Annotated in this window: 21 protein-coding genes; 8 read left to right on the plus strand and 13 right to left on the minus strand. The window is 60.4% G+C overall.

Going from position 1 to position 17906, the window contains the following annotated elements; translation table 11 throughout:
• The first annotated feature begins 28 nt into the window (after nucleotides 1–28).
• Nucleotides 29–1045 (plus strand): alpha/beta hydrolase, encoded by a 1017-nt coding sequence (locus ACVWVP_RS09785; RefSeq protein WP_259173304.1) that lies wholly within the window; start codon nucleotides 29–31, stop codon nucleotides 1043–1045.
• 64 nt (nucleotides 1046–1109) lie between these two features.
• On the opposite strand, the gene ACVWVP_RS09790 is transcribed toward ACVWVP_RS09785, so the two are convergent.
• A complete protein-coding gene (locus tag ACVWVP_RS09790; protein ID WP_003172723.1) occupies nucleotides 1110–1682 on the minus strand; it encodes an elongation factor P in 573 nt (190 codons plus the stop codon).
• Between the two features lie 49 nt (nucleotides 1683–1731).
• The gene (earP, locus tag ACVWVP_RS09795) at nucleotides 1732–2865 is read right to left on the minus strand and encodes an elongation factor P maturation arginine rhamnosyltransferase EarP (RefSeq protein WP_457405489.1); all 1134 of its coding nucleotides are present in this window, start codon (nucleotides 2863–2865) and stop codon (nucleotides 1732–1734) included.
• A gap of 132 nt (nucleotides 2866–2997) precedes the next feature.
• On the opposite strand from earP, the gene ACVWVP_RS09800 reads away from it, so the two are divergent.
• Both ACVWVP_RS09800 and ACVWVP_RS09805 read left to right on the plus strand, forming a co-directional pair.
• On the plus strand, nucleotides 2998–3366 hold the full coding sequence (locus ACVWVP_RS09800) for a hypothetical protein (protein WP_176998255.1): 369 nt from the start codon (nucleotides 2998–3000) through the stop codon (nucleotides 3364–3366).
• Between the two features lie 5 nt (nucleotides 3367–3371).
• Nucleotides 3372–3854, plus strand: coding sequence for a GreA/GreB family elongation factor (locus ACVWVP_RS09805; protein ID WP_178924984.1), 483 nt, complete (start codon nucleotides 3372–3374; stop codon nucleotides 3852–3854).
• A 107-nt stretch (nucleotides 3855–3961) separates the two neighbouring features.
• Here the strand turns inward: ACVWVP_RS09805 and cysB are convergent, their stop codons facing one another.
• From cysB to ACVWVP_RS09830, 5 genes are all read right to left on the minus strand, one after another.
• Nucleotides 3962–4936, minus strand: a complete 975-nt coding sequence (gene cysB / locus ACVWVP_RS09810; RefSeq protein ID WP_003189876.1) for an HTH-type transcriptional regulator CysB — start codon at nucleotides 4934–4936, stop codon at nucleotides 3962–3964.
• A gap of 104 nt (nucleotides 4937–5040) precedes the next feature.
• Nucleotides 5041–5541, minus strand: coding sequence for a universal stress protein (locus ACVWVP_RS09815; protein ID WP_178924982.1), 501 nt, complete (start codon nucleotides 5539–5541; stop codon nucleotides 5041–5043).
• A 70-nt stretch (nucleotides 5542–5611) separates the two neighbouring features.
• Nucleotides 5612–6529: a 5'-nucleotidase gene (locus ACVWVP_RS09820; RefSeq protein WP_178924980.1), complete on the minus strand. Its 918-nt coding sequence runs from the start codon at nucleotides 6527–6529 to the stop codon at nucleotides 5612–5614.
• Between the two features lie 16 nt (nucleotides 6530–6545).
• Nucleotides 6546–7508 carry a putative 2-dehydropantoate 2-reductase gene (locus ACVWVP_RS09825; protein WP_457405491.1) on the minus strand — a complete coding sequence of 321 codons (963 nt, stop codon included), beginning with the start codon at nucleotides 7506–7508 and terminating at the stop codon, nucleotides 6546–6548.
• Nucleotides 7505–7891 carry a thioredoxin family protein gene (locus ACVWVP_RS09830; protein ID WP_178924976.1) on the minus strand — a complete coding sequence of 129 codons (387 nt, stop codon included), beginning with the start codon at nucleotides 7889–7891 and terminating at the stop codon, nucleotides 7505–7507. Before ACVWVP_RS09830 ends, ACVWVP_RS09825 begins: the two co-directional genes overlap by 4 nt.
• On the opposite strand from ACVWVP_RS09830, the gene ACVWVP_RS09835 reads away from it, so the two are divergent.
• Together ACVWVP_RS09835 and ACVWVP_RS09840 are read left to right on the plus strand one after the other, a co-directional pair.
• Complete coding sequence (locus tag ACVWVP_RS09835) at nucleotides 7890–8324, plus strand: PilZ domain-containing protein (RefSeq protein ID WP_178924974.1); 435 nt, start codon at nucleotides 7890–7892, stop codon at nucleotides 8322–8324. The two genes, ACVWVP_RS09830 and ACVWVP_RS09835, sit on opposite strands and share 2 nt — an antisense overlap.
• 131 nt (nucleotides 8325–8455) lie before the next feature.
• A complete protein-coding gene (locus ACVWVP_RS09840; protein ID WP_010211874.1) occupies nucleotides 8456–9532 on the plus strand; it encodes a 3-deoxy-7-phosphoheptulonate synthase in 1077 nt (358 codons plus the stop codon).
• 65 nt (nucleotides 9533–9597) lie between these two features.
• Here ACVWVP_RS09840 and ACVWVP_RS09845 read toward each other — a convergent pair whose 3' ends face one another.
• Nucleotides 9598–9879, minus strand: a complete 282-nt coding sequence (locus tag ACVWVP_RS09845) for a GNAT family N-acetyltransferase (RefSeq protein WP_003189869.1) — start codon at nucleotides 9877–9879, stop codon at nucleotides 9598–9600.
• A gap of 612 nt (nucleotides 9880–10491) precedes the next feature.
• Here ACVWVP_RS09845 and oprI point away from each other — a divergent pair.
• Nucleotides 10492–10743 (plus strand): outer membrane lipoprotei OprI, encoded by a 252-nt coding sequence (gene oprI / locus ACVWVP_RS09850; RefSeq protein ID WP_003172710.1) that lies wholly within the window; start codon nucleotides 10492–10494, stop codon nucleotides 10741–10743.
• A 122-nt stretch (nucleotides 10744–10865) separates the two neighbouring features.
• On the opposite strand, the gene ACVWVP_RS09855 is transcribed toward oprI, so the two are convergent.
• From ACVWVP_RS09855 to ACVWVP_RS09865, 3 genes are all read right to left on the minus strand, one after another.
• The gene (locus ACVWVP_RS09855) at nucleotides 10866–11834 is read right to left on the minus strand and encodes a L,D-transpeptidase family protein (RefSeq protein ID WP_457405494.1); all 969 of its coding nucleotides are present in this window, start codon (nucleotides 11832–11834) and stop codon (nucleotides 10866–10868) included.
• Nucleotides 11835–11916: 82 nt separating this feature from the next.
• A complete protein-coding gene (locus ACVWVP_RS09860; RefSeq protein WP_016972348.1) occupies nucleotides 11917–12210 on the minus strand; it encodes a hypothetical protein in 294 nt (97 codons plus the stop codon).
• A 58-nt stretch (nucleotides 12211–12268) separates the two neighbouring features.
• Nucleotides 12269–12874 carry an arylesterase gene (locus tag ACVWVP_RS09865; protein WP_178924972.1) on the minus strand — a complete coding sequence of 202 codons (606 nt, stop codon included), beginning with the start codon at nucleotides 12872–12874 and terminating at the stop codon, nucleotides 12269–12271.
• A gap of 10 nt (nucleotides 12875–12884) precedes the next feature.
• Here ACVWVP_RS09865 and ACVWVP_RS09870 point away from each other — a divergent pair, with 10 nt between their 5' ends.
• A complete protein-coding gene (locus tag ACVWVP_RS09870; RefSeq protein WP_259173328.1) occupies nucleotides 12885–13568 on the plus strand; it encodes an ABC transporter ATP-binding protein in 684 nt (227 codons plus the stop codon).
• Nucleotides 13568–16078, plus strand: a complete 2511-nt coding sequence (locus ACVWVP_RS09875; RefSeq protein WP_457405497.1) for an ABC transporter permease — start codon at nucleotides 13568–13570, stop codon at nucleotides 16076–16078. The genes ACVWVP_RS09870 and ACVWVP_RS09875 overlap by 1 nt, the downstream gene beginning before the upstream one ends.
• Before the next feature lie 45 nt (nucleotides 16079–16123).
• Here ACVWVP_RS09875 and greB read toward each other — a convergent pair whose 3' ends face one another.
• Entirely contained in the window at nucleotides 16124–16597 is a 474-nt protein-coding gene (gene greB / locus ACVWVP_RS09880; RefSeq protein WP_178924966.1) for a transcription elongation factor GreB, read from the minus strand.
• Between the two features lie 131 nt (nucleotides 16598–16728).
• The gene (locus ACVWVP_RS09885) at nucleotides 16729–17673 is read right to left on the minus strand and encodes a hypothetical protein (RefSeq protein ID WP_457405499.1); all 945 of its coding nucleotides are present in this window, start codon (nucleotides 17671–17673) and stop codon (nucleotides 16729–16731) included.
• Between the last annotated feature and the right edge of the window lie 233 nt (nucleotides 17674–17906).

Below are 17906 nucleotides of genomic sequence, written 5' to 3' on the forward strand. Positions count from 1 at the left end.
ATGAACTCGGCCGCCCTTGGAGAGAACAATGAACACAATTGGTAAAGCGCTCACCGGCACCCTGCTCGCCCTGTCCATCACCAGCGCGTTTGCTGCAACCGGTGATGTCGAGCACAACACTCAGGCCTTCCTGGATGTGTTGAACGCAGGTACCGGTAAACCGATGGAGCAACTGACGCCACAGGACGCCCGTGCCGTACTGGCCGGCGCCCAGGCCGGTGTGAGGCTGACGCTGCCACAGGCGGATGTGAGCCAGAAGACCATCCAGGTCGATGGCAAGCCCCTGGGCCTGACCATCGTGCGTCCAGCCGGGGTCAAGGGCACATTGCCCGTGTTCATGTTCTTCCATGGCGGCGGCTGGGTGCTGGGGGATTACCCGACCCATGAACGCCTCGTGCGGGACCTGGTCGTGGGTTCGGGGGCGGCGGCGGTATTCGTCAACTACACGCCTTCGCCAGAAGCGCATTACCCGGTGGCGATCAACCAGGCCTACGGCGCCACGAAATGGGTGGCCGAGCACGGTAAAGAGATCAACGTCGATGGCAAGCGCTTGGCGGTCGCGGGCAATAGTGTCGGCGGCAACATGGCGGCGGTGGTCAGCCTGATGGCCAAGGACAAGGGCACGCCAGCGATCAAGTTCCAGTTGCTGCTGTGGCCGGTGACCGACGCCAACTTCGACACCGGGTCCTATAACCAATATGCCGAAGGGCACTTCCTCACCCGGAACATGATGAAGTGGTTCTGGGACAACTACACCACCGATGCCAAGCAACGCGCCGAGATCTACGCCTCGCCATTGCGGGCCACCACGGACCAGCTAAAGGGCCTGCCGCCCGCGCTGATCCAGACCGCCGGCGCCGACGTGCTGCGTGACGAAGGTGAAGCCTATGCCCGCAAGCTGGACGCAGCCGGTGTGCCGGTGACCGCCGTACGCTACAACGGCATGATCCACGACTACGGTTTGCTCAACGTGGTCAGCCAGGTACCGGCAGTCCGTTCAGCCCTGCTCCAAGCCGCGGATGAGCTCAAGCAGCACCTGAAGTAAAAGTGACGTCCACAAAAAAGCCCGACTCTAGGTCGGGCTTTTTTTCGTATCGGCAGGGCCAGAATTACTTCTTGGCGCGACCTTTGTACGAACCACCTTCACGGGTGTCGATTTCGATCAGGTCGTCGATTTCGATGAAGTCGGCAACTTGCAGCTCGGTACCGTTGCTCAGCTTGGCTGGCTTCATGACCTTGCCCGAAGTGTCGCCACGAGCGGAACCTTCGGTGTAGGCCACTTTACGCACGATGGTGGTCGGCAGTTCTACGGAAACCAGGCGCTCTTCGAAGAAAATAGCTTCGCAAACGTCTTCCATGCCTTCTTCGATGAACGGCAGAACGGCTTCGATATCTTCAGCGTTCAGCTCGTACATGGTGTAGTCGGTGGTGTCCATGAACGTGTAGGTGTCGCCGCTGATGAAGGACAGGGTCGCTTCTTTGCGGTCGAGGATCACGTCGTCCAGTTTGTCGTCGGCGCTGTAAACGATCTCGGTCTTGTAACCGGTCAGCAGGTTCTTCAGCTTGGTCTTCATGATTGCGCTGTTACGACCAGACTTGGTGAACTCAGCTTTCTGAACCAGCCAAGGGTCGTTTTCGAGACGGATCACTGTACCGGGTTTCAGTTCTTTACCAGTTTTCATTGCATATATCCGAAATTTGGATGGGATTTACAAAATTCAAGGTGGCGTATCATATCCAACTTTCATAAAACTGTACCAGCGCCGTCGCAAGATCGGCCTGCAAGCCTTGTTCCAGACACCACGATTGCGCGTGCAGGCTCACCTCCGGCCAGTGTTCCAGCAACATTTTCCACGGCTGTGCCATATCGCCCTCCGTGTTCCAGGCTTGCCAGAGCTCGATCAGTGCAGCCTTCGCGGCCGGGGATAACGCAGCGGTATAGAGCGCCAGGAACGCATCGAGCTTGTCCAAGTGGATGTCTTCGTCCTGCCGATAGATGTGCCACAACAGCGGGCGCCCGGCCCACTGGGCGCGCACGAACGAGTCTTCACCGCGCACCGCGTTGAACTCGCAACTCCACAGCAGACGGTCGTATTGTTCCTGGCGCACGAACGGCAGCACCTGCACGGTCAGGGCCTCGCGCACGTGGATATCGCCCGCTACCAGCCCCTCAACGCCCAGCCAGCGCTGCACATCACCCAGGATGCGCCCTTCCGGAACCAGCAGATGAGTGGCGCGCCCGTCCGTCGCCAACACGTCCAGCCAACTGGCGAGCCCTGCATTTTCATAGGCAAACAGTGACATCAAACGCGCATCCGGCGCAGGAAACACGCCCAAGGATTGCAGGAATTGCTGACGCGCGGCGCCATCTTGCTGAAACGCCTGACGCTGCTCCAACAGGCCCGTCTCACGTAACAAACCGCCCGTTCCCACACGAAAACCGGGAAAGAAGAAGTACTTCTGCACGCCCTTGAACTTCACCGATGGCAGGCGATGACACCCCACCACCCAGTCTTCGGCGCTGAGGTAATCCAGGTTCATCCACAACGGCGCACGTTCGCGCGCGGCCATGGCTTCCATATAGTCGGGAGGCAGTTGGCAGGCGAATGCGGCAATGACCACATCGGCGGACGCGGTCCCGGGCCATTCAGCCGGCCAGTGGCGCACTTCAACGCCCTCCTGCCATTGCGTATCCCGCTGCACATCGATTTCCGGGCACATGCGCTCGAAGGCCCGCAGGTCATCAACCCACAAGCGCACGTCACAACCATGCTCCACCACCAGTTGCCGGGCCAGGCGCCAGGTCACGCCGATGTCGCCGTAGTTGTCGACGACGCTGCAAAAAATATCCCAGCGGGCTTTCATTCCGGGCTCCAACGATCAAAGGCTCGATTGTCCGCATAAATGCCCCGATGCAGAAGGCTTGATCGCGATTATTCTGCACGGTGGCTGTGCGACAATCGCCGCCACGCCGCAAATGCCTGCCAGGAGGCCGTCATGTCTGATCGTCCGTTGTCGCTGTTCAAGCTCAGTGTCGCTATCGCGTTTGGCGTCTGGTTGGGGTTTGTCGCCATCGTGCTCAGCACCTGGCTGGCGTCTCGCTACCTGTTCCCGCAAAGCCTGGCACCGGTGGCCCAGGCAGTGCAGCAATTGGGCAAGCCGGCGGTTGCGCCAGCCGAGCCGCCGAACCGCATGTTCGAGCAGTATCAACAGAACCTGCAGAAGCAGGAACAACAGCAAGCCCTGGACCAGGCCCGTAGCAATGCGCGCAACCTGTCCAACCCCAAATGCCAGTTCTGGCTGCAACAGGACCAGAACGCCCCCAACGAAAAGACCCGAGCCAATGTCCTGCAATTCTGCGATTGATGACCATGAATAAACACGCCGTCCTCCAGTTGATCCTGGAAAAGCTCAGCATCGATCTCGATATCGCCCAACGCGCCGCGCAGACCGCCTACGAAACCGCGACCCACGAAGAAAACATCGCGGAAAACAAGTACGACACGCTGGGATTGGAAGCCTCCTATCTCGCAGCCGGACAGGCCAGGCGCGTCGAAGAGATCAAGCAGGCACTGACGCTGTGCCAGAACCTGCAACTGCGCGCGTACGATGATCAGCGGGGAATCGAAATCGGCGCACTGCTGGGCCTCGAGGACGAGAACGGTCGCCAGCAGTGGCTGTTCCTGGCCCCCGATGCTGCGGGTTTGAAAGTGGACGTAGTGGGGCAACCGGTGACCGTCATCACCCCGCGCTCGCCCCTGGGCAAAGGCCTGCTGGGCAAGTTCGAAGGGGATGAGGTCGAGATTCTGGTGGCGGGCGCCCGGCAGTTCTTTGCGATTACCGAGGCCAAATAATGATCCCCCTGTAGGAGCCGGCTTGCCGGCGATGGCGGTGTGACCGGCGATTTATTTGCCCGCCATGCCATCGTCATCGCCGGCAAGCCGGCTCCTACAAGGTGTTATCAGTGGACGGGCAGTTCCACGCCATCGAACAGTTCTTCCAGTTCCTGCTTGTTGTGGCACTGGATCGCCTTGGCCATGACTTCACGGGTCAGGTGCGGCGCGAATTTCTCGATGAAATCGCACATGAAGCCACGCAAGAAAGTGCCACGGCGGAAACCGATCTTGGTCACGCTGGATTCGAACAGTTCACTGGCATCGAGCACCACCAGGTCTTTGTCGAGGTTGGTGTCGACCGCCATCTTGGCGACGATGCCCACGCCCAGGCCCAGGCGCACATAGGTCTTGATCACGTCGGCGTCGGCAGCCGTGAACACCACCTTGGGCGTCAGGCCGCGATGGCTGAAGGCTTCGTCGAGCTTGGAGCGGCCGGTGAAACCGAACACGTAGGTCACGATCGGGTATTCAGCCAAGGCTTCCAGGGTCAGCTTCGGCAGCTTGGCCAATGGGTGACCTTGCGGCACGACAACACAACGGTTCCAGCGGTAGCACGGCATCATCACCAGGTCGCCAAACAGCTCCAGGGCTTCAGTGGCGATGGCGAAATCCACGGTGCCGTCGGCGGCCATCTCGGCGATCTGCATCGGCGAACCCTGGTGCATGTGCAGCGCCACATCCGGGTACTGCTTGATGAAATCACGGATCACCGGCGGCAACGCATAACGTGCCTGGGTGTGGGTGGTGGCGATAGACAGGGTGCCTTTCTTCTCGTTGGAGAATTCCTGGGCGATCTGCTTGATGCTTTCGACTTTGCGCAGGATCTCGCCAGCGGTGGTGATGATGCGTTCACCGGCCGGGGTGACACGGGTCAGGTGCTTGCCGCTGCGCGCGAACACTTCGACACCCAGCTCGTCTTCGAGCAGGCGGATCTGCTTGCTGATACCGGGTTGCGAGGTGTAGAGGCTTTGAGCGGTAGCGGAAACGTTGAGGTCGTGGTGCGCCACTTCCCAGATGTAGCGCAGTTGTTGAAGCTTCATATGTATCCCTCAAAGCAGATAGACGCCACGGGTATCAGCGACGGTATATAACTATATTAAAGGTTAGATGGATAAATCTAGAACTTTTTATCGTTTATTACCATTCATGTATCGTCGCTGCGCCGGCGCTGCAACGAAGGCACCAGGTACACCGGCACCGTAGACAACTGCAACACCCGGGCGGCGGTGCGCCCCAACGGTGTAGCGGCAGCGGTCGCATGGCTATGACTACCTACGATCAGCAAGTCGACCGAAAGTTTGCGCAGTTGGTCGAGAATCACCTCGCACGGATCCCCCTGGATCACCCGTACCGAACGGATCAGCTTCAAGTCTTGCTCCCCCTCCCCCAACTCCTCGCGAAAACTGTCCAGCACCCGCTGTTCGATTGTCGCCATGACCGTGGTCAGCCCCTGGGTCTGCCATTCACTCAAGGCCTTCTCATCAAGGTAGCTCTGCAACACCGATTCGGCGAACAGTCCGATCGGCTCCACCACATGAATCACGTACAAATCCGCCTTGAACGTTCGCGCCAGCGCCAGGGCATGTTGCATGACATAAGGCGCATACAGACCCAGGTCTGTGGCGTACAGCATCGAACGGATCATAGAACCCCCTGGAAGGCCAGGATGGCGGAGATGAAATGAGCTTAGCAGCGCCTCGCCGAGTTCGACTGACTTAGCTTGGCGACTGGAGCTTGAGCTCGTTGCTGATGCCGTGGGGCACATGCCCGGTGGCAACCACCTCCCTGGCTTTCTCACAATGACCGGCCTGGTCATCGAAAAACACATCGGCGGCAAACGCCTCCAGAAATGCAGATTTTTCCAGCCCGCCCAGGAACAAGGATTCGTCCAGGCGAATATCCCATTCGCGCAAGGTGCGAATCACCCGCTCATGGGACGGCGCCGAGCGCGCCGTCACCAGCGCAGTACGGATCGGGCAGGCCTCGTCGGGGAACTCACGCTGCAACAGGTTGAGCGCTGCCAGGAACCCTTTGAACGGACCGCCGTGCAAAGGCTGGCGCGCCGACTCCCGCTCGCTGGCCTGGAATGCGGCCAACCCACCCTCTTGGTAGACACGCTCGGACTCATCGGAAAACAACACCGCATCGCCATCGAACGCAATGCGCAGTTCCTCGCTCGAGGCCCGGCGTGCGCCGCCCGAGAGAATCGTCGCCGCGGCAAAACCGGCATCCAGTGCACTGCGCACGTCTTCAGCGTGGGTGGAAAGAAACAGGTGGCAACCAAAGGCGGCGAGATAAGGATAGGGGCTGCGGCCGCCGACGAACGCCGCCCGGGAAATATCCAGGCCGTAATGCTGGATCGAATTGAACACGCGCAGGCCGGTGTCGGCGCTGTTGCGCGACACCAGTACCACCTCGACTCGGGCACGGCCGAGGCTGGCATTGAGGCTGAGCAGTTTCTTGACCAGCGGGAAGGCGTCACCGGGTTCGAGGGTTTCCTCCTCGTGATCGATCTGGTACTTGCGGTAAGCCTCGACGCCTTGCGCGAGGTAGACCTTGTGGCTGTCACTGAGGTCGAACAACGCCCGTGACGAAATCGCCAGCACCAACTTGTCGCCCAATCCTTTCGCCATGGCGCCCCCCTCCGACTCAGCGGTTATGCCGATCAATAAAACTCAAGGCCTGGTAAAGCGCCTGCATGCGCGGTAATTCGCAACCGGCGGCCTTGGCGGCGGCCAGCGGTCGCGCGTAAATGGCGGCCAATTCCAGCGGGCGCTTGTGCACGTGGTCGTGGTACATGCTCGGCAGGTAGTCATCCATGGTCTCGGTCATGGCGAACATCTGCTCAGCGTAGCTCGCAGGTATTTCATGGCCACAGGCGTGGGCACCTTGTACCACTTCAGCCATCAGCGCCTGGATCAGTTCGCGGCTGGACTCATCCGCCATCATCGCGGTCGTGCCCGTGCCCAGTAACACAGAGAGACCGTTATAAGGCACGTTCCACACCAGCTTGTGCCAGCGTGCCTGATGCACGTTGGCCATGGCCTGGGACTCGATGCCTGCCGTGTGAAACAGCGCAGCGCCCTCTTCGACAATGGCTTTCTGCCGGAGCTCATCATTGGCTGCCGTGCCGCTGTGATAGCCGAGATTGACCCGGCCCGACGCTTGATGCTCGACGACGCCAGGGCCGGAGCGGTGCACGCCGATGTAGCACAGACCGCCCAGTAGATGCAGCGAGGCCGGCAGGTGCTCACGCAGGCTGTCTTCTACATCCAGGCCATTTTGCAACAGCACCACCTTGGCATCCGGTGCCGCGACCTGGGCGATGGTCGGCGCCAGGTCCACATTGCCGGTGGACTTGGTGCCTACCAGCAGCCAGTCGCATGGCGGCATGTCGGCGGCGTGGGCATAGGCTTGCACCGGGTGCAAATGCAGAGCCCCGTGCACGGTGCTGTTGAGATGCAAACCGTGTTCGCTGACCGCCGCATATTCGCTGCGCAACAGAAAATGCACGTCGAACCCGGCACGCGCCAGCATCAAGCCATAGAACCCACCGATGGCGCCGGTGCCGATGATGCCAATGCGGGGTGACTTGGGTGCAACTGCAGTCATGGCAAATCCTCTGGTGTACGGGTGAGTGCCTGGTTCAGGGCGGCGGTAAGGTCGGACGGCGTAAGGCATGTCTGTAATTGCCCCAGGAACTGACCCTCGCACACGAGGAACAACGCGGGCAAATGAAAGATCTGGTAGCGTTCGACTGCACCGCCGTTGTGCCCGGCATCCACCCAGCACACGCGATCCACCGGCAAATGCCAGCCTGGCAATTGCCGGCGCGCCCAACGGCAACTGGAACACCCCGCACTGGTGAACACCACGAGCGAAATACCTGGTAATCCCAGCAATTGCTGGTCAATATCCAGGTCGGTCAATTCCAGTTCCTTCACTATACTGCTGCCACCGCCGTCAATTGGACGGTGCTCGGAGTCCGTGTACATGGGTCGTTTTTTACCTCACCCTGATGATGTCGCTGTCGAGTTAATCCAACGTCCCTCACCTGCCCTCCCCCGCCAACGCCTGCACACTATCGGCCTGGGCGGTATCGCCTGTCACTGGCCACGTGCTTGGCGCGAAGGCACGGCGGTTGATCTGCACATCCCCTCATTGGGCGCCAGCGCGCGCTACCCAGGCTATGTGGCGTGGTGCCGCAAGGTGGAAAACGGCTACCGCGTCGGCGTGTCGTTTACCGATGAGCATGCGCTGTTCGGCGCGCGGATGGGTGAGCAAGCATGCCGGATGGAGCGCTATTGCCGCCAGCATGAAGACGCCGATCCCACCCCCGAGCAACTCGAAGCCCTGGCTCGGGAGTGGGTCTCGCGCCATGCCGGCGAGTTCTCCCACGAAGCCTTTGTGGCGCCAGCGCTGGATTAAAGCGGGCTTTGCCCATTGTCGCGGGCCCGTGTTACGCGCTAAGGTTCCTTCCCCCTGCATTCAAATCATGCTGTGCTCCGCCGCACGGGGATGGCTGGCGGCCGGCACCCGTGACCCTGACGAGTAACACGATGGCTGATTTACCGATCAATGACCTAAACGTCGAATCCAACGAGACCCTGATCACGCCCGATCAGCTCAAGCGCGAAATCCCCCTGAGCGACGCTGCCCTGCAGACCGTCACCAAGGGCCGCGAAGTCATCCGTGACATTCTCGACGGCACCGACCACCGCCTGTTCGTCGTCATCGGGCCTTGCTCGATCCACGACCTCAAGGCCGCCCACGAATACGCCGAGCGCCTCAAGGTGCTGGCGGCAGAAGTGTCCGACACCTTGTACCTGGTGATGCGCGTCTATTTCGAAAAGCCGCGCACCACCGTCGGCTGGAAAGGCTTGATCAACGACCCGTACCTGGACGACTCGTTCAAGATCCAGGATGGCTTGCACATCGGTCGCCAACTGTTGCTGGACCTGGCTGAGATGGGCCTGCCCACCGCCACCGAAGCCCTCGACCCGATCTCCCCGCAGTACCTGCAGGACCTGATCAGTTGGTCGGCCATTGGCGCCCGTACCACCGAATCCCAGACCCACCGTGAAATGGCGTCCGGCCTGTCCTCGGCCGTGGGCTTCAAGAACGGCACCGACGGCGGCCTGACCGTGGCGATCAACGCCCTGCAGTCGGTCTCCAGCCCGCACCGTTTCCTGGGGATCAACCAGGAAGGTGGCGTGTCCATCGTCACGACCAAAGGTAACGCCTACGGCCACGTAGTACTGCGCGGCGGCAACGGCAAGCCCAACTATGACTCGGTCAGCGTTGCGCTGTGCGAGCAGGCGTTGAACAAGGCCAAGATCAAGCCGAACATCATGGTCGACTGCAGCCATGCCAACTCCAACAAGGACCCGGCCCTGCAACCGCTGGTGATGGAAAACGTCGCCAACCAGATCCTGGAAGGCAACCAGTCGATTATCGGCCTGATGGTCGAGAGTCACCTGAACTGGGGTTGCCAGGCGATTCCAAAAGACCTGGCCGACTTGCAGTACGGTGTCTCGATCACCGACGCCTGCATCGACTGGTCTGCCACCGAAAACACCCTGCGCAGCATGCACGCCAAGCTCAAGGACGTTCTGCCCAAGCGCAAACGCACCTGAGTACACGCTGCGCACACAAAAACGCCGGGCAATGCCCGGCGTTTTTCAGGGTGCTGTCTCAAGCCTTACAGCTTGGCAGCATGGCGCTGATGGCGCTCCATGTAGCGTTCGACATAAGAGCACGAAGGGATCACCGTGTAGCCGGCCTCTTCGGCGAACTTCAGGGCTTCCTCGGTCAATGCCGCTGCAATGCCACGGCCTCGCAGTGCGTTGGGCACGAAGGTCCGATAGATATCCAGGGTCTGTTTACCGAGGTCCATATAGGTCAGATAGGCACGATGACCGTCCACATTGGTCTCGAACTGATGACCAGCCTGGTCATGGTGGATGGACAACGCCTCGCTCATCACTACTCCTCGCGGGTCTTGTATTTCGACCCCTACCTTACCGATGTTTTTCCGGCGAAGGAACATCTACGCCACCCCGTGCCGGTTTCGACAACGAGAAAACCTATAGCGCTCACAACCAGCACGTAGGGAATAGTAGGCACCATTACAGCAATAGCTCAAGGCGCGCTTGTCATCCCCTGCCGCTGGAGGTTACACAAAGGGCTCCGATCAATCGATGACCGATAGCCTGAACATTGCCGGCAGTTGAAGCTTGAGACGAACTGCCGCTCTTAAAGTCACCTCTACATGCGCAAAAGATGCCAGGCAAGGTAAAGCCAAGCCAACCCTAAGTGTCAGCGTCGATATATAAATCTTCACCTACCTACCGGGCTTAACACATGCCGGCCGGACCTCTCAGGCTGGATCCAGTTCCCGGCAAGATGAAAAAAATTGGACGGTTTTTATACAAACCTCCAAAAGATTAGCCAAAATAGATTCGGCGCAAGAATTTTTTTTGCTTCTTGCGCTACGTCAGTTTACTTACTACAAGTAATGAGTAGTATGTACGCCGGCTATCAGCTCACTCTGAGAAAGTAGCCACTTAATAGAAAGTCCTTGAAGGGGAACACGATGAACAACGTTCTGAAATTCTCTGCTCTGGCTCTGGCCGCAGTTCTGGCTACCGGTTGCAGCAGCGTCTCCAAAGAAACCGAAGCTCGTCTGACTGCAACTGAAGACGCAGCAGCTCGCTCCCAGGCTCGTGCAGACGAAGCCTACCGTAAAGCTGATGAAGCTCTGGCTGCTGCTCAAAAAGCACAACAGACTGCTGACGAAGCTAACGAGCGCGCTCTGCGCATGCTTGAAAAAGCTAGCCGCAAGTAATAATCCCTCGGGGTTGTTATCAAGCCGATCCATTTATGGGTCGGCTTTTTTATTGCCTCGCGTTTGTACCTGGATCGCGGGTAATAAAAAGCCCGCCGTAGCGGGCTGTTGATCGAACAGCGTTACTGCTGCAGGTCGATCGGTGCGCTGGCGGCGACCGAAGCTGCGCCCGGCACACCGATTTCCGTGGGCAACCCTTCTTCCGCCGCGACCACATCACGCACCTGGTCCCAGTTGACCCGCAGGTTATTGGCCAGGTCTTCACGCTTGAGCAGTGCGTTGATGACGGCCGTGTGCTTGTCGACCACCGACGGCGTGCCATCATCATTCAGCGGCGTATGCGCTTCCAGATACACCTTGCCACCACTGCTGCCGAACTTGTACGCATCGTTGATGATGCGCACCGATGTACCGACCGGCACCATGCCTGCCATTTCCAGCACATTGTTGTTGAACATGCGGAAGCAGCCGTGGCTTGTACGCGTGCCGATACCAAATTTCATGTTGGAGCCGTGGATCAGGTAGCCCGGCGTGCCCAGGGTGAACTTGAACGGGCCCAGCGGGTTGTCCGGACCGGCAGGCACCACGTTGGGCAGCGGATCGCCATTGGCGGCGTGCTCGGCCTTGATCGAAGCCGGTGGCGTCCAGGTCGGGTTGGGGGTCTTCGCGATGATGCTGGTGTGGGCGATCGGCGAACCCCAACCCTCACGGCCAATGCCCAACGGGAAGGTGTAGACCACGTTCTGCCCTTTGGGGAAGTAGTAGAGCCGGTACTCCGCCAGGTTGATCACGATGCCCTCGCGCGGGCCGGGCGGCAGGATGAAGCGGGTCGGCAGCACGATCTCGGTGCCCGCGCCGGGCAACCAGGCATCCACGCCTGGGTTGGCCGCGACCATCTCCGAATAACCCAGGTCATAGGTGGTGCCAAGGTCGGCAAAGGTATCTTCGTACTTGGCCTTGATCACCTGGACCTGACCGACGATATCTTCACCTGGCGGCGGCAAAGGCAACTGCAAGGCTGCTGCCGAACCTGCGGCGCAAAGGGCAGCAAGAGACAGGCAGCAGGTAACGACGGAAAGGCGCGACAACATCCGGAAAATCCTTCGCAGAACGACGGGTAGGGAAAAGTTGATTGTATACGCGAAGCGAGCTTCAAGCACCCCGCAGGCGGCGTTACAGCTCGAAGCGCAGCTCCGGCCAGATCGGCGGCGTGCCGCGCTTCTGGGACTCGAGAATCGCCCGGCACAGGGGGCACAGGCGCTGGTCCTGGAAGATCGAGCGATCCACCGATGACCAGCGCGGCTGGGCCGGCAGCAACGTCCCGCAGAGCGTGCGGTCAATCGAGCCACCCAGCTCCAGTTGACGCGCGACCAGATGCACCCGGACTTCCTGGCAGGCGAACAGATCCAACTGCTCGTCAGGCTCGATCAGTTGGTAGTTGAACAGGGACCAGGCAGGACGCGACATCGGGGGCTCCAGATCGGGGGGGCGCCACCTTAGCCGAAAGCCTGCCGGTAGAAAAGCGTCATAGCAGCGGTTTTAGCGACGGCCATACATTTTCCAGCAACTTGCCCTGAGCACCGACGGCGGGGTGCAGCCCATCGGCCTGCATCAACTCCGGATGGCCACCGATGCCGTCCAGGAAAAACGGCACCAGCGGCACGTCTTTCTCCGTTGCCAGGGTGCCATAGACTTCGGCAAACGCGTGGGTGTAGCGCGGGCCGTAATTGGGTGGCAACTGCATCCCCAGCAACAACACCTTGGCGCCGATGGCTTTGGAGCGATCAATCATCGAAGCAAGATTTTGTTGCAATTGCGCCGGTGGCTGACCACGCAGGCCATCGTTGCCGCCCAGCTCGATGATCACGACTTCGGGTTTATGCTCTGCAAGTGCCGCCGGCAGCCGCGCCAGGCCTCCGGCACTGGTGTCACCGCTGATGGAAGCATTGACCACTTTATCGTCGAAACCTTCCTGTTTGAGCCGTTGCTCCAGCAGTGCAACCCACCCTTTGCTGGTATCCAGGCCGAAACCGGCACTGATACTATCGCCAACGATCAGGACTGTACCCGCCGCTGCGTTCTGGGCCATGCACATCAAGGCCAGGCCAGCACTCAAAAACCACATTCGCATCGGATTCTCCATGGGCGCAAGCATTCTCACCGCGCGGAACCTTAGCAAAGTGGTTCCCAGCGCGGAAGGTGAACTGACTATCCTGCACGAACTGAGCCTGGAACTGAACAAGGGCGACAGCCTGGCCATCGTCGGCAGTTCCGGTTCCGGCAAATCCACCCTCCTCGGCCTGCTGGCCGGCCTCGACCTGCCCAGCAGCGGCGAAGTCACCCTCGCCGGCCAGGCCTTGAGTACCCTCGATGAGGACCAGCGCGCGCGCATCCGTGCCGAGCACGTCGGCTTCGTCTTTCAATCCTTCCAGTTACTCGACAGCCTCAACGCCCTGGAAAACGTCATGCTGCCGCTGGAGCTGGACGGCCGCCCGGACGCCCGCGAGCGCGCCCGGCACCTGCTTGAGCGCGTGGGCCTGGGGCAACGCCTGACCCACTCGCCGCGCCAGCTTTCCGGTGGAGAGCAACAACGGGTGGCGATTGCGCGGGCGTTTGCTGCCGAACCGGACGTGCTGTTTGCCGATGAACCCACCGGCAACCTCGACAGCCACACCGGCGAGCGCATCAGCGACCTGCTGTTCGAACTCAATAAAGAGAGCGGCACGACCCTGGTGCTGGTCACCCACGACGAGCGCCTGGCCCACCGTTGCCGACGCCTGATCCGCCTTGAAGCCGGCCTGATGGTCGCGCCCCTGGAGCCTTGATGGCACGTTTGCCGCTGTTGCGCCTGTTCAGCCTTGCCATGCGCCAATTGCTGCGCGACGCCCGCGCCGGTGAATTGCGCGTGCTGTTTTTCGCCTTGCTGGTGGCTGTGGCCGCCAGCACTGCCATCGGTTACTTCGGGGCTCGCCTCAACGGCGCCATGCTGTTGCGCGCCACCGAGTTCCTGGGGGCCGACCTGGTGCTGGAAGGCAGCTCGCCCGCTCGCCCCGAGCAAATCAAATCCGGGACCGAGCTGGGCCTGGATCACGCACGCATCGTCGAGTTCTCCAGTGTGATCGCTGCCGACAGCGGCATTCAGCTGTCGAGCATCAAGGCCGTCAACGAGCAGTACCCGCTGCGTGGAGAACTGAAAAGCGCCGCCGAACCCTATGGGGCCGAAACGCCTGGCGGCGGCCCAAAGCCCGGCGAAGCCTGGGTGGAAGCACGACTGCTGACGGCGCTGAACCTGAAGGTCGGCGACAGCATTGATGTCGGCATGAAGACCCTGCGCCTGGCCCGTATCCTCACCTACGAACCCGACCGAGCCGGCAACTTCTACAGTCTCACGCCACGGGTGATGATCAACCTGTCGGACCTGGACGCCACCGGCGTGGTCCAGCCGGGTAGCCGCGTGAGCTACCGCGAACTGTGGCGCGCACCTCAGGGCAGTACAGCACTGCAAACTTACCGCGACCTGGTCAAGCCAGGGCTTGCCGCCAACCAGCGCCTGCAGGATTCACGCGACGGCAACCAACAGATCGGCGGCGCCCTGGGCAAGGCCGAACGCTACCTGAACATGGCCAGCCTGGTCGCAGTGCTGCTGGCTGGGGTGGCCGTGGCATTGTCCGCCAACCGCTTCGCCAGCCGACGCTTCGATGCCAGTGCCTTGCTACGCTGCCTCGGGCTGTCACGGCGCGAAGCCATGCTGTTGTTCAGCGTGCAACTGGCCGTGCTGGGCCTGCTGGCAAGCCTCGCCGGCGCACTGCTGGGCTGGCTGGCACAATTTGGCCTGTTCTATTTCCTGCACGATCTGCTGCCAGCCGATGTGCCACCGGGTGGGCTGCTGCCCGCCGTCGCGGGCATCGGCACCGGGCTGGTCGCCCTCGCCGGCTTCGCGCTGCCGCCACTGGCCGCGCTGGGCCGCGTGCCACCGTTGCGGGTGTTGCGCCGCGACCTGCTGCCAATCCCGTCCAGCACCTGGATGGTCTACGGTGCGGCATTGTTCGCCCTGGGCCTGATCATGTGGCGCCTGAGCCTCGACTTGGTGTTGACCTTCGCCCTACTGGGCGGTGGTGTCATCGCCGCGCTGATTCTCGGCGGCTTGCTCCTGCTGCTGTTGCAAAGCCTGCGACGGCTGCTGGCGCGCGCCTCCTTGCCGTGGCGCCTGGGGCTTGGCCAATTGCTGCGCCACCCACTGGCAGCGGCAGGCCAATCCCTGGCGTTTGGCCTGATCCTGCTGTCCATGGGGTTGATTGCCTTATTGCGCGACGAACTGCTCGACACTTGGCAGAACCAGTTGCCCAAGGACGCGCCCAACTATTTCGCCCTGAACATCCTGCCGGCCGACAAGGACGCCTTTGGCGCCCGCCTGCTGGAGGTGCAAGCGCAATCGGCGCCACTGTATCCAGTGGTGCCGGGCCGGCTGATCAGCATCAATGGCGAGCCGGTACAGCAGATCGTCAGCAAGGACTCCAGCGGCGATCGTGCGGTGCAACGCGATTTGAGCCTGACCTGGGCCGCCGACCTGCCACCGGGCAACGTCGTGACAGCCGGTTCCTGGTGGTCGCAGCAGCCGGGCGATGAAATACCTGGTGTGTCGGTGGAGGCCAAGGTCGCCGAGAGCCTCAAGCTCAAGCTCGACGACCACCTGGTCTTCACCGTGGGCGGGGAAAACCGCGAAGCGCGGGTGACCAGCCTGCGTACCATCAACTGGGACAACTTCCAGCCCAACTTCTTCATGATTTTCCAGCCGGGCACCTTGAAGGACCTGCCGGCCACTTACCTCACCAGCTTCTACCTGGCGCCAGGCCACGACCAACAGATCGTCGACCTCTCCAGGGCCTTCCCGGCGGTAACCATCCTGCAGGTCGAGGCACTGCTGGAACAACTGCGCAGCATCCTCGCCCAGGTGACCCTGGCGGTGGAGTATGTGCTGCTGTTTGTGTTGGCCGCCGGGATGGCCGTGCTGTTCTCCGGCTTGCAGGCCACCCTGGACGAACGGATCCGCCAGGGTGCGCTGCTACGGGCACTGGGCGCCGAACGCAAGCTGCTGGTCAAGGCGCGGCGCATCGAGTTCGGTTTGCTGGGTGCGGTCAGCGGCCTGCTGGCCGCACTGGGCACTGAACTGGTGACGCTGGTGTTGTACCGCTACGCCTTTGACCTGGCCTGGCACCCTCACCCGTGGCTATTGCTGTTGCCGGTCATCGGAGCGGTGCTGATCGGGGGGGCCGGTGTATTCGGCACACGCCGAGCGTTGAATGCCAGCCCGCTGACGGTGCTGCGCGAAGGTTGAAACGATGATGGCCCGCGCACTCTTCAGTGCGCGGGCCATCAAGGGTTACTTCACATACTCGATACCGGTGATCCACCAGCACACCTCGCCGCCGGGGGTCTGCACAATGGCCTCATCGTCCACCTCCTTGCGCAGCAAGGCCCTGGCCATGGGCGAGTCGATGGAGATGTAATCCATCCGATCATAAATCTCGTCATACCCGACGATGCGAAAGCGCTTGGTGTCACCCGCCTCGTTTTCGATATCGACCCAGGCGCCGAAAAACACCTTGCCCTCCTGCTCGGGCATGTACTCCACGACCCGCATGTCTTCCAGGCGTTTGCGCAGGTAGCGCACACGCCGATCAATCTCGCGCAGCAGCTTCTTGTTGTACTGGTAATCGGCGTTTTCACTGCGATCCCCCAGGGAGGCTGCCCAAGTCACCTTGCGGGTGGTGTCCGGGCGTTTTTCGCGCCACAGGTAATCCAGCTCTTTTTTCAGCGCTTCATGACCTTCTTTGGTAATCAGCTTGGTACTCAAACGCGTGCATCCCCAGGCAAAGTCCAACGGTGCCGATCCGCCAGGGCTTCTTGCCCTGGCGTCGGCGGGCTGGGGTTGATGATAAATGAACCGAGGAAAGTAGCCAGGCCGCTGAACAGTTCCGAGCCGCCTCAAGCCTGCAGAGACTGATCCAGTTCACCCAGCACACTTCGTAGGCTCAGTTGCAGTTGCGATAACTGTGTCGTCATTCGCGCCAGTTCCTGAGCCTTCTGGTTGATCGCCAAGGCTTGAGCATCCAATTCAGCTGCGCGTTGCTCCTGCTCACGTGCGCCGTTCTCAACCTGCGATTGCTCCTGCTGCAATCGTGCCTGCCACTGCTCCAGCATCGACTCGCGCTCGGTAATCGCAAGCTTCTGCTGTGTCAGTTCCTGGGCAACTCGAGCAAGGCTACTCAGCGTGCTGTCGACTTCAACCAACACGGCTTGATCCATCTGCGCGATATTTTTCGGCTCTACAAACGGCGCGGTTGCGACGTCGGCGGGCTGCGGCGCTTCTTCAGTGGGTAACGCAGGAAGTTGCTGCGGCGCGGATTCCGGCGGGCTTGCATCCTTGGTGGCCGCGGTCATTTGTGAAGAGAAGCGAATGGACGGCACGATCAATGAAGCACTCTCGATCGCCGGCAGCACAGGAGCGGACATGCCCAACGTCACCACTTTCATTACCAAGGCTTTCTTGATGATCACCGAATGATGATCTTCAGGCCTCGCCGGTGGCAGTTTGCAGCCTTTCAAATCAATAAAGTGATACGGGACGGGCGGCTCGACACCTCCCGCTTTGCCTCCTGATCCGGCAGCCACCATGAGAATGTGTTTAAACACCTGCATGGCGACTTGCAGGTCTTCCCGGGAGTCCACCCCACTTAAAAAATACCGCTCGAGTTTCTTGCGCAGCATGGCGATGTAAACCCTGGAACTGCCCGGTTCCAACTCCTCGTCGAGGCTATAGGCAAGATAGTTGGACTGGGTCTGGGCAACCGCAAACCCACAGAGCAAAGCACCGTTGACGGGGGCATCTTGACCACCACGTTCAAGAACAAGAGTACGTAGAAGCATCATGACAAACAGGCCTCACTGTAAAAAGGGCGACATTACATAAACAGCAGATAAATCATCGACACGCCATAAACATCAGAGCAATTCAATTGTTTCAGCGACATCCAAATCAAGCGTAGGACTTGTCTTATAAAAGCCAACGTACATTTTCAAGCCAAATAATTGAACGTACTCTCATTCGAAACCACTCACTACTGCGCGTGAGAAAATCACCAATATTTCAACTTTTCCTACAC

The organism is Pseudomonas sp. TE24901 (assembly GCF_054058375.1).

Bases quoted from the DNA above. Each gene is read 5' to 3' on its own strand.
- ACVWVP_RS09805 (WP_178924984.1), top strand. From the start codon at position 3,372: ATGAATAAACACGCCGTCCTCCAGTTGATCCTGGAAAAGCTCAGCATC.
- earP (WP_457405489.1), bottom strand. From the start codon at position 2,865: ATGAAAGCCCGCTGGGATATTTTTTGCAGCGTCGTCGACAACTACGGC.
- ACVWVP_RS09860 (WP_016972348.1), bottom strand. From the start codon at position 12,210: ATGTCGCGTCCTGCCTGGTCCCTGTTCAACTACCAACTGATCGAGCCT.
- ACVWVP_RS09815 (WP_178924982.1), bottom strand. From the start codon at position 5,541: ATGATCCGTTCGATGCTGTACGCCACAGACCTGGGTCTGTATGCGCCT.
- oprI (WP_003172710.1), top strand. From the start codon at position 10,492: ATGAACAACGTTCTGAAATTCTCTGCTCTGGCTCTGGCCGCAGTTCTG.
- ACVWVP_RS09825 (WP_457405491.1), bottom strand. From the start codon at position 7,508: ATGACTGCAGTTGCACCCAAGTCACCCCGCATTGGCATCATCGGCACC.
- ACVWVP_RS09785 (WP_259173304.1), top strand. From the start codon at position 29: ATGAACACAATTGGTAAAGCGCTCACCGGCACCCTGCTCGCCCTGTCC.
- cysB (WP_003189876.1), bottom strand. From the start codon at position 4,936: ATGAAGCTTCAACAACTGCGCTACATCTGGGAAGTGGCGCACCACGAC.
- ACVWVP_RS09870 (WP_259173328.1), top strand. From the start codon at position 12,885: ATGGGCGCAAGCATTCTCACCGCGCGGAACCTTAGCAAAGTGGTTCCC.
- ACVWVP_RS09800 (WP_176998255.1), top strand. From the start codon at position 2,998: ATGTCTGATCGTCCGTTGTCGCTGTTCAAGCTCAGTGTCGCTATCGCG.
- ACVWVP_RS09865 (WP_178924972.1), bottom strand. From the start codon at position 12,874: ATGCGAATGTGGTTTTTGAGTGCTGGCCTGGCCTTGATGTGCATGGCC.
- ACVWVP_RS09845 (WP_003189869.1), bottom strand. From the start codon at position 9,879: ATGAGCGAGGCGTTGTCCATCCACCATGACCAGGCTGGTCATCAGTTC.
- ACVWVP_RS09835 (WP_178924974.1), top strand. From the start codon at position 7,890: ATGGGTCGTTTTTTACCTCACCCTGATGATGTCGCTGTCGAGTTAATC.
- ACVWVP_RS09875 (WP_457405497.1), top strand. From the start codon at position 13,568: ATGGCACGTTTGCCGCTGTTGCGCCTGTTCAGCCTTGCCATGCGCCAA.
- ACVWVP_RS09885 (WP_457405499.1), bottom strand. From the start codon at position 17,673: ATGATGCTTCTACGTACTCTTGTTCTTGAACGTGGTGGTCAAGATGCC.
- ACVWVP_RS09820 (WP_178924980.1), bottom strand. From the start codon at position 6,529: ATGGCGAAAGGATTGGGCGACAAGTTGGTGCTGGCGATTTCGTCACGG.
- ACVWVP_RS09840 (WP_010211874.1), top strand. From the start codon at position 8,456: ATGGCTGATTTACCGATCAATGACCTAAACGTCGAATCCAACGAGACC.
- ACVWVP_RS09855 (WP_457405494.1), bottom strand. From the start codon at position 11,834: ATGTTGTCGCGCCTTTCCGTCGTTACCTGCTGCCTGTCTCTTGCTGCC.
- ACVWVP_RS09830 (WP_178924976.1), bottom strand. From the start codon at position 7,891: ATGTACACGGACTCCGAGCACCGTCCAATTGACGGCGGTGGCAGCAGT.
- ACVWVP_RS09790 (WP_003172723.1), bottom strand. From the start codon at position 1,682: ATGAAAACTGGTAAAGAACTGAAACCCGGTACAGTGATCCGTCTCGAA.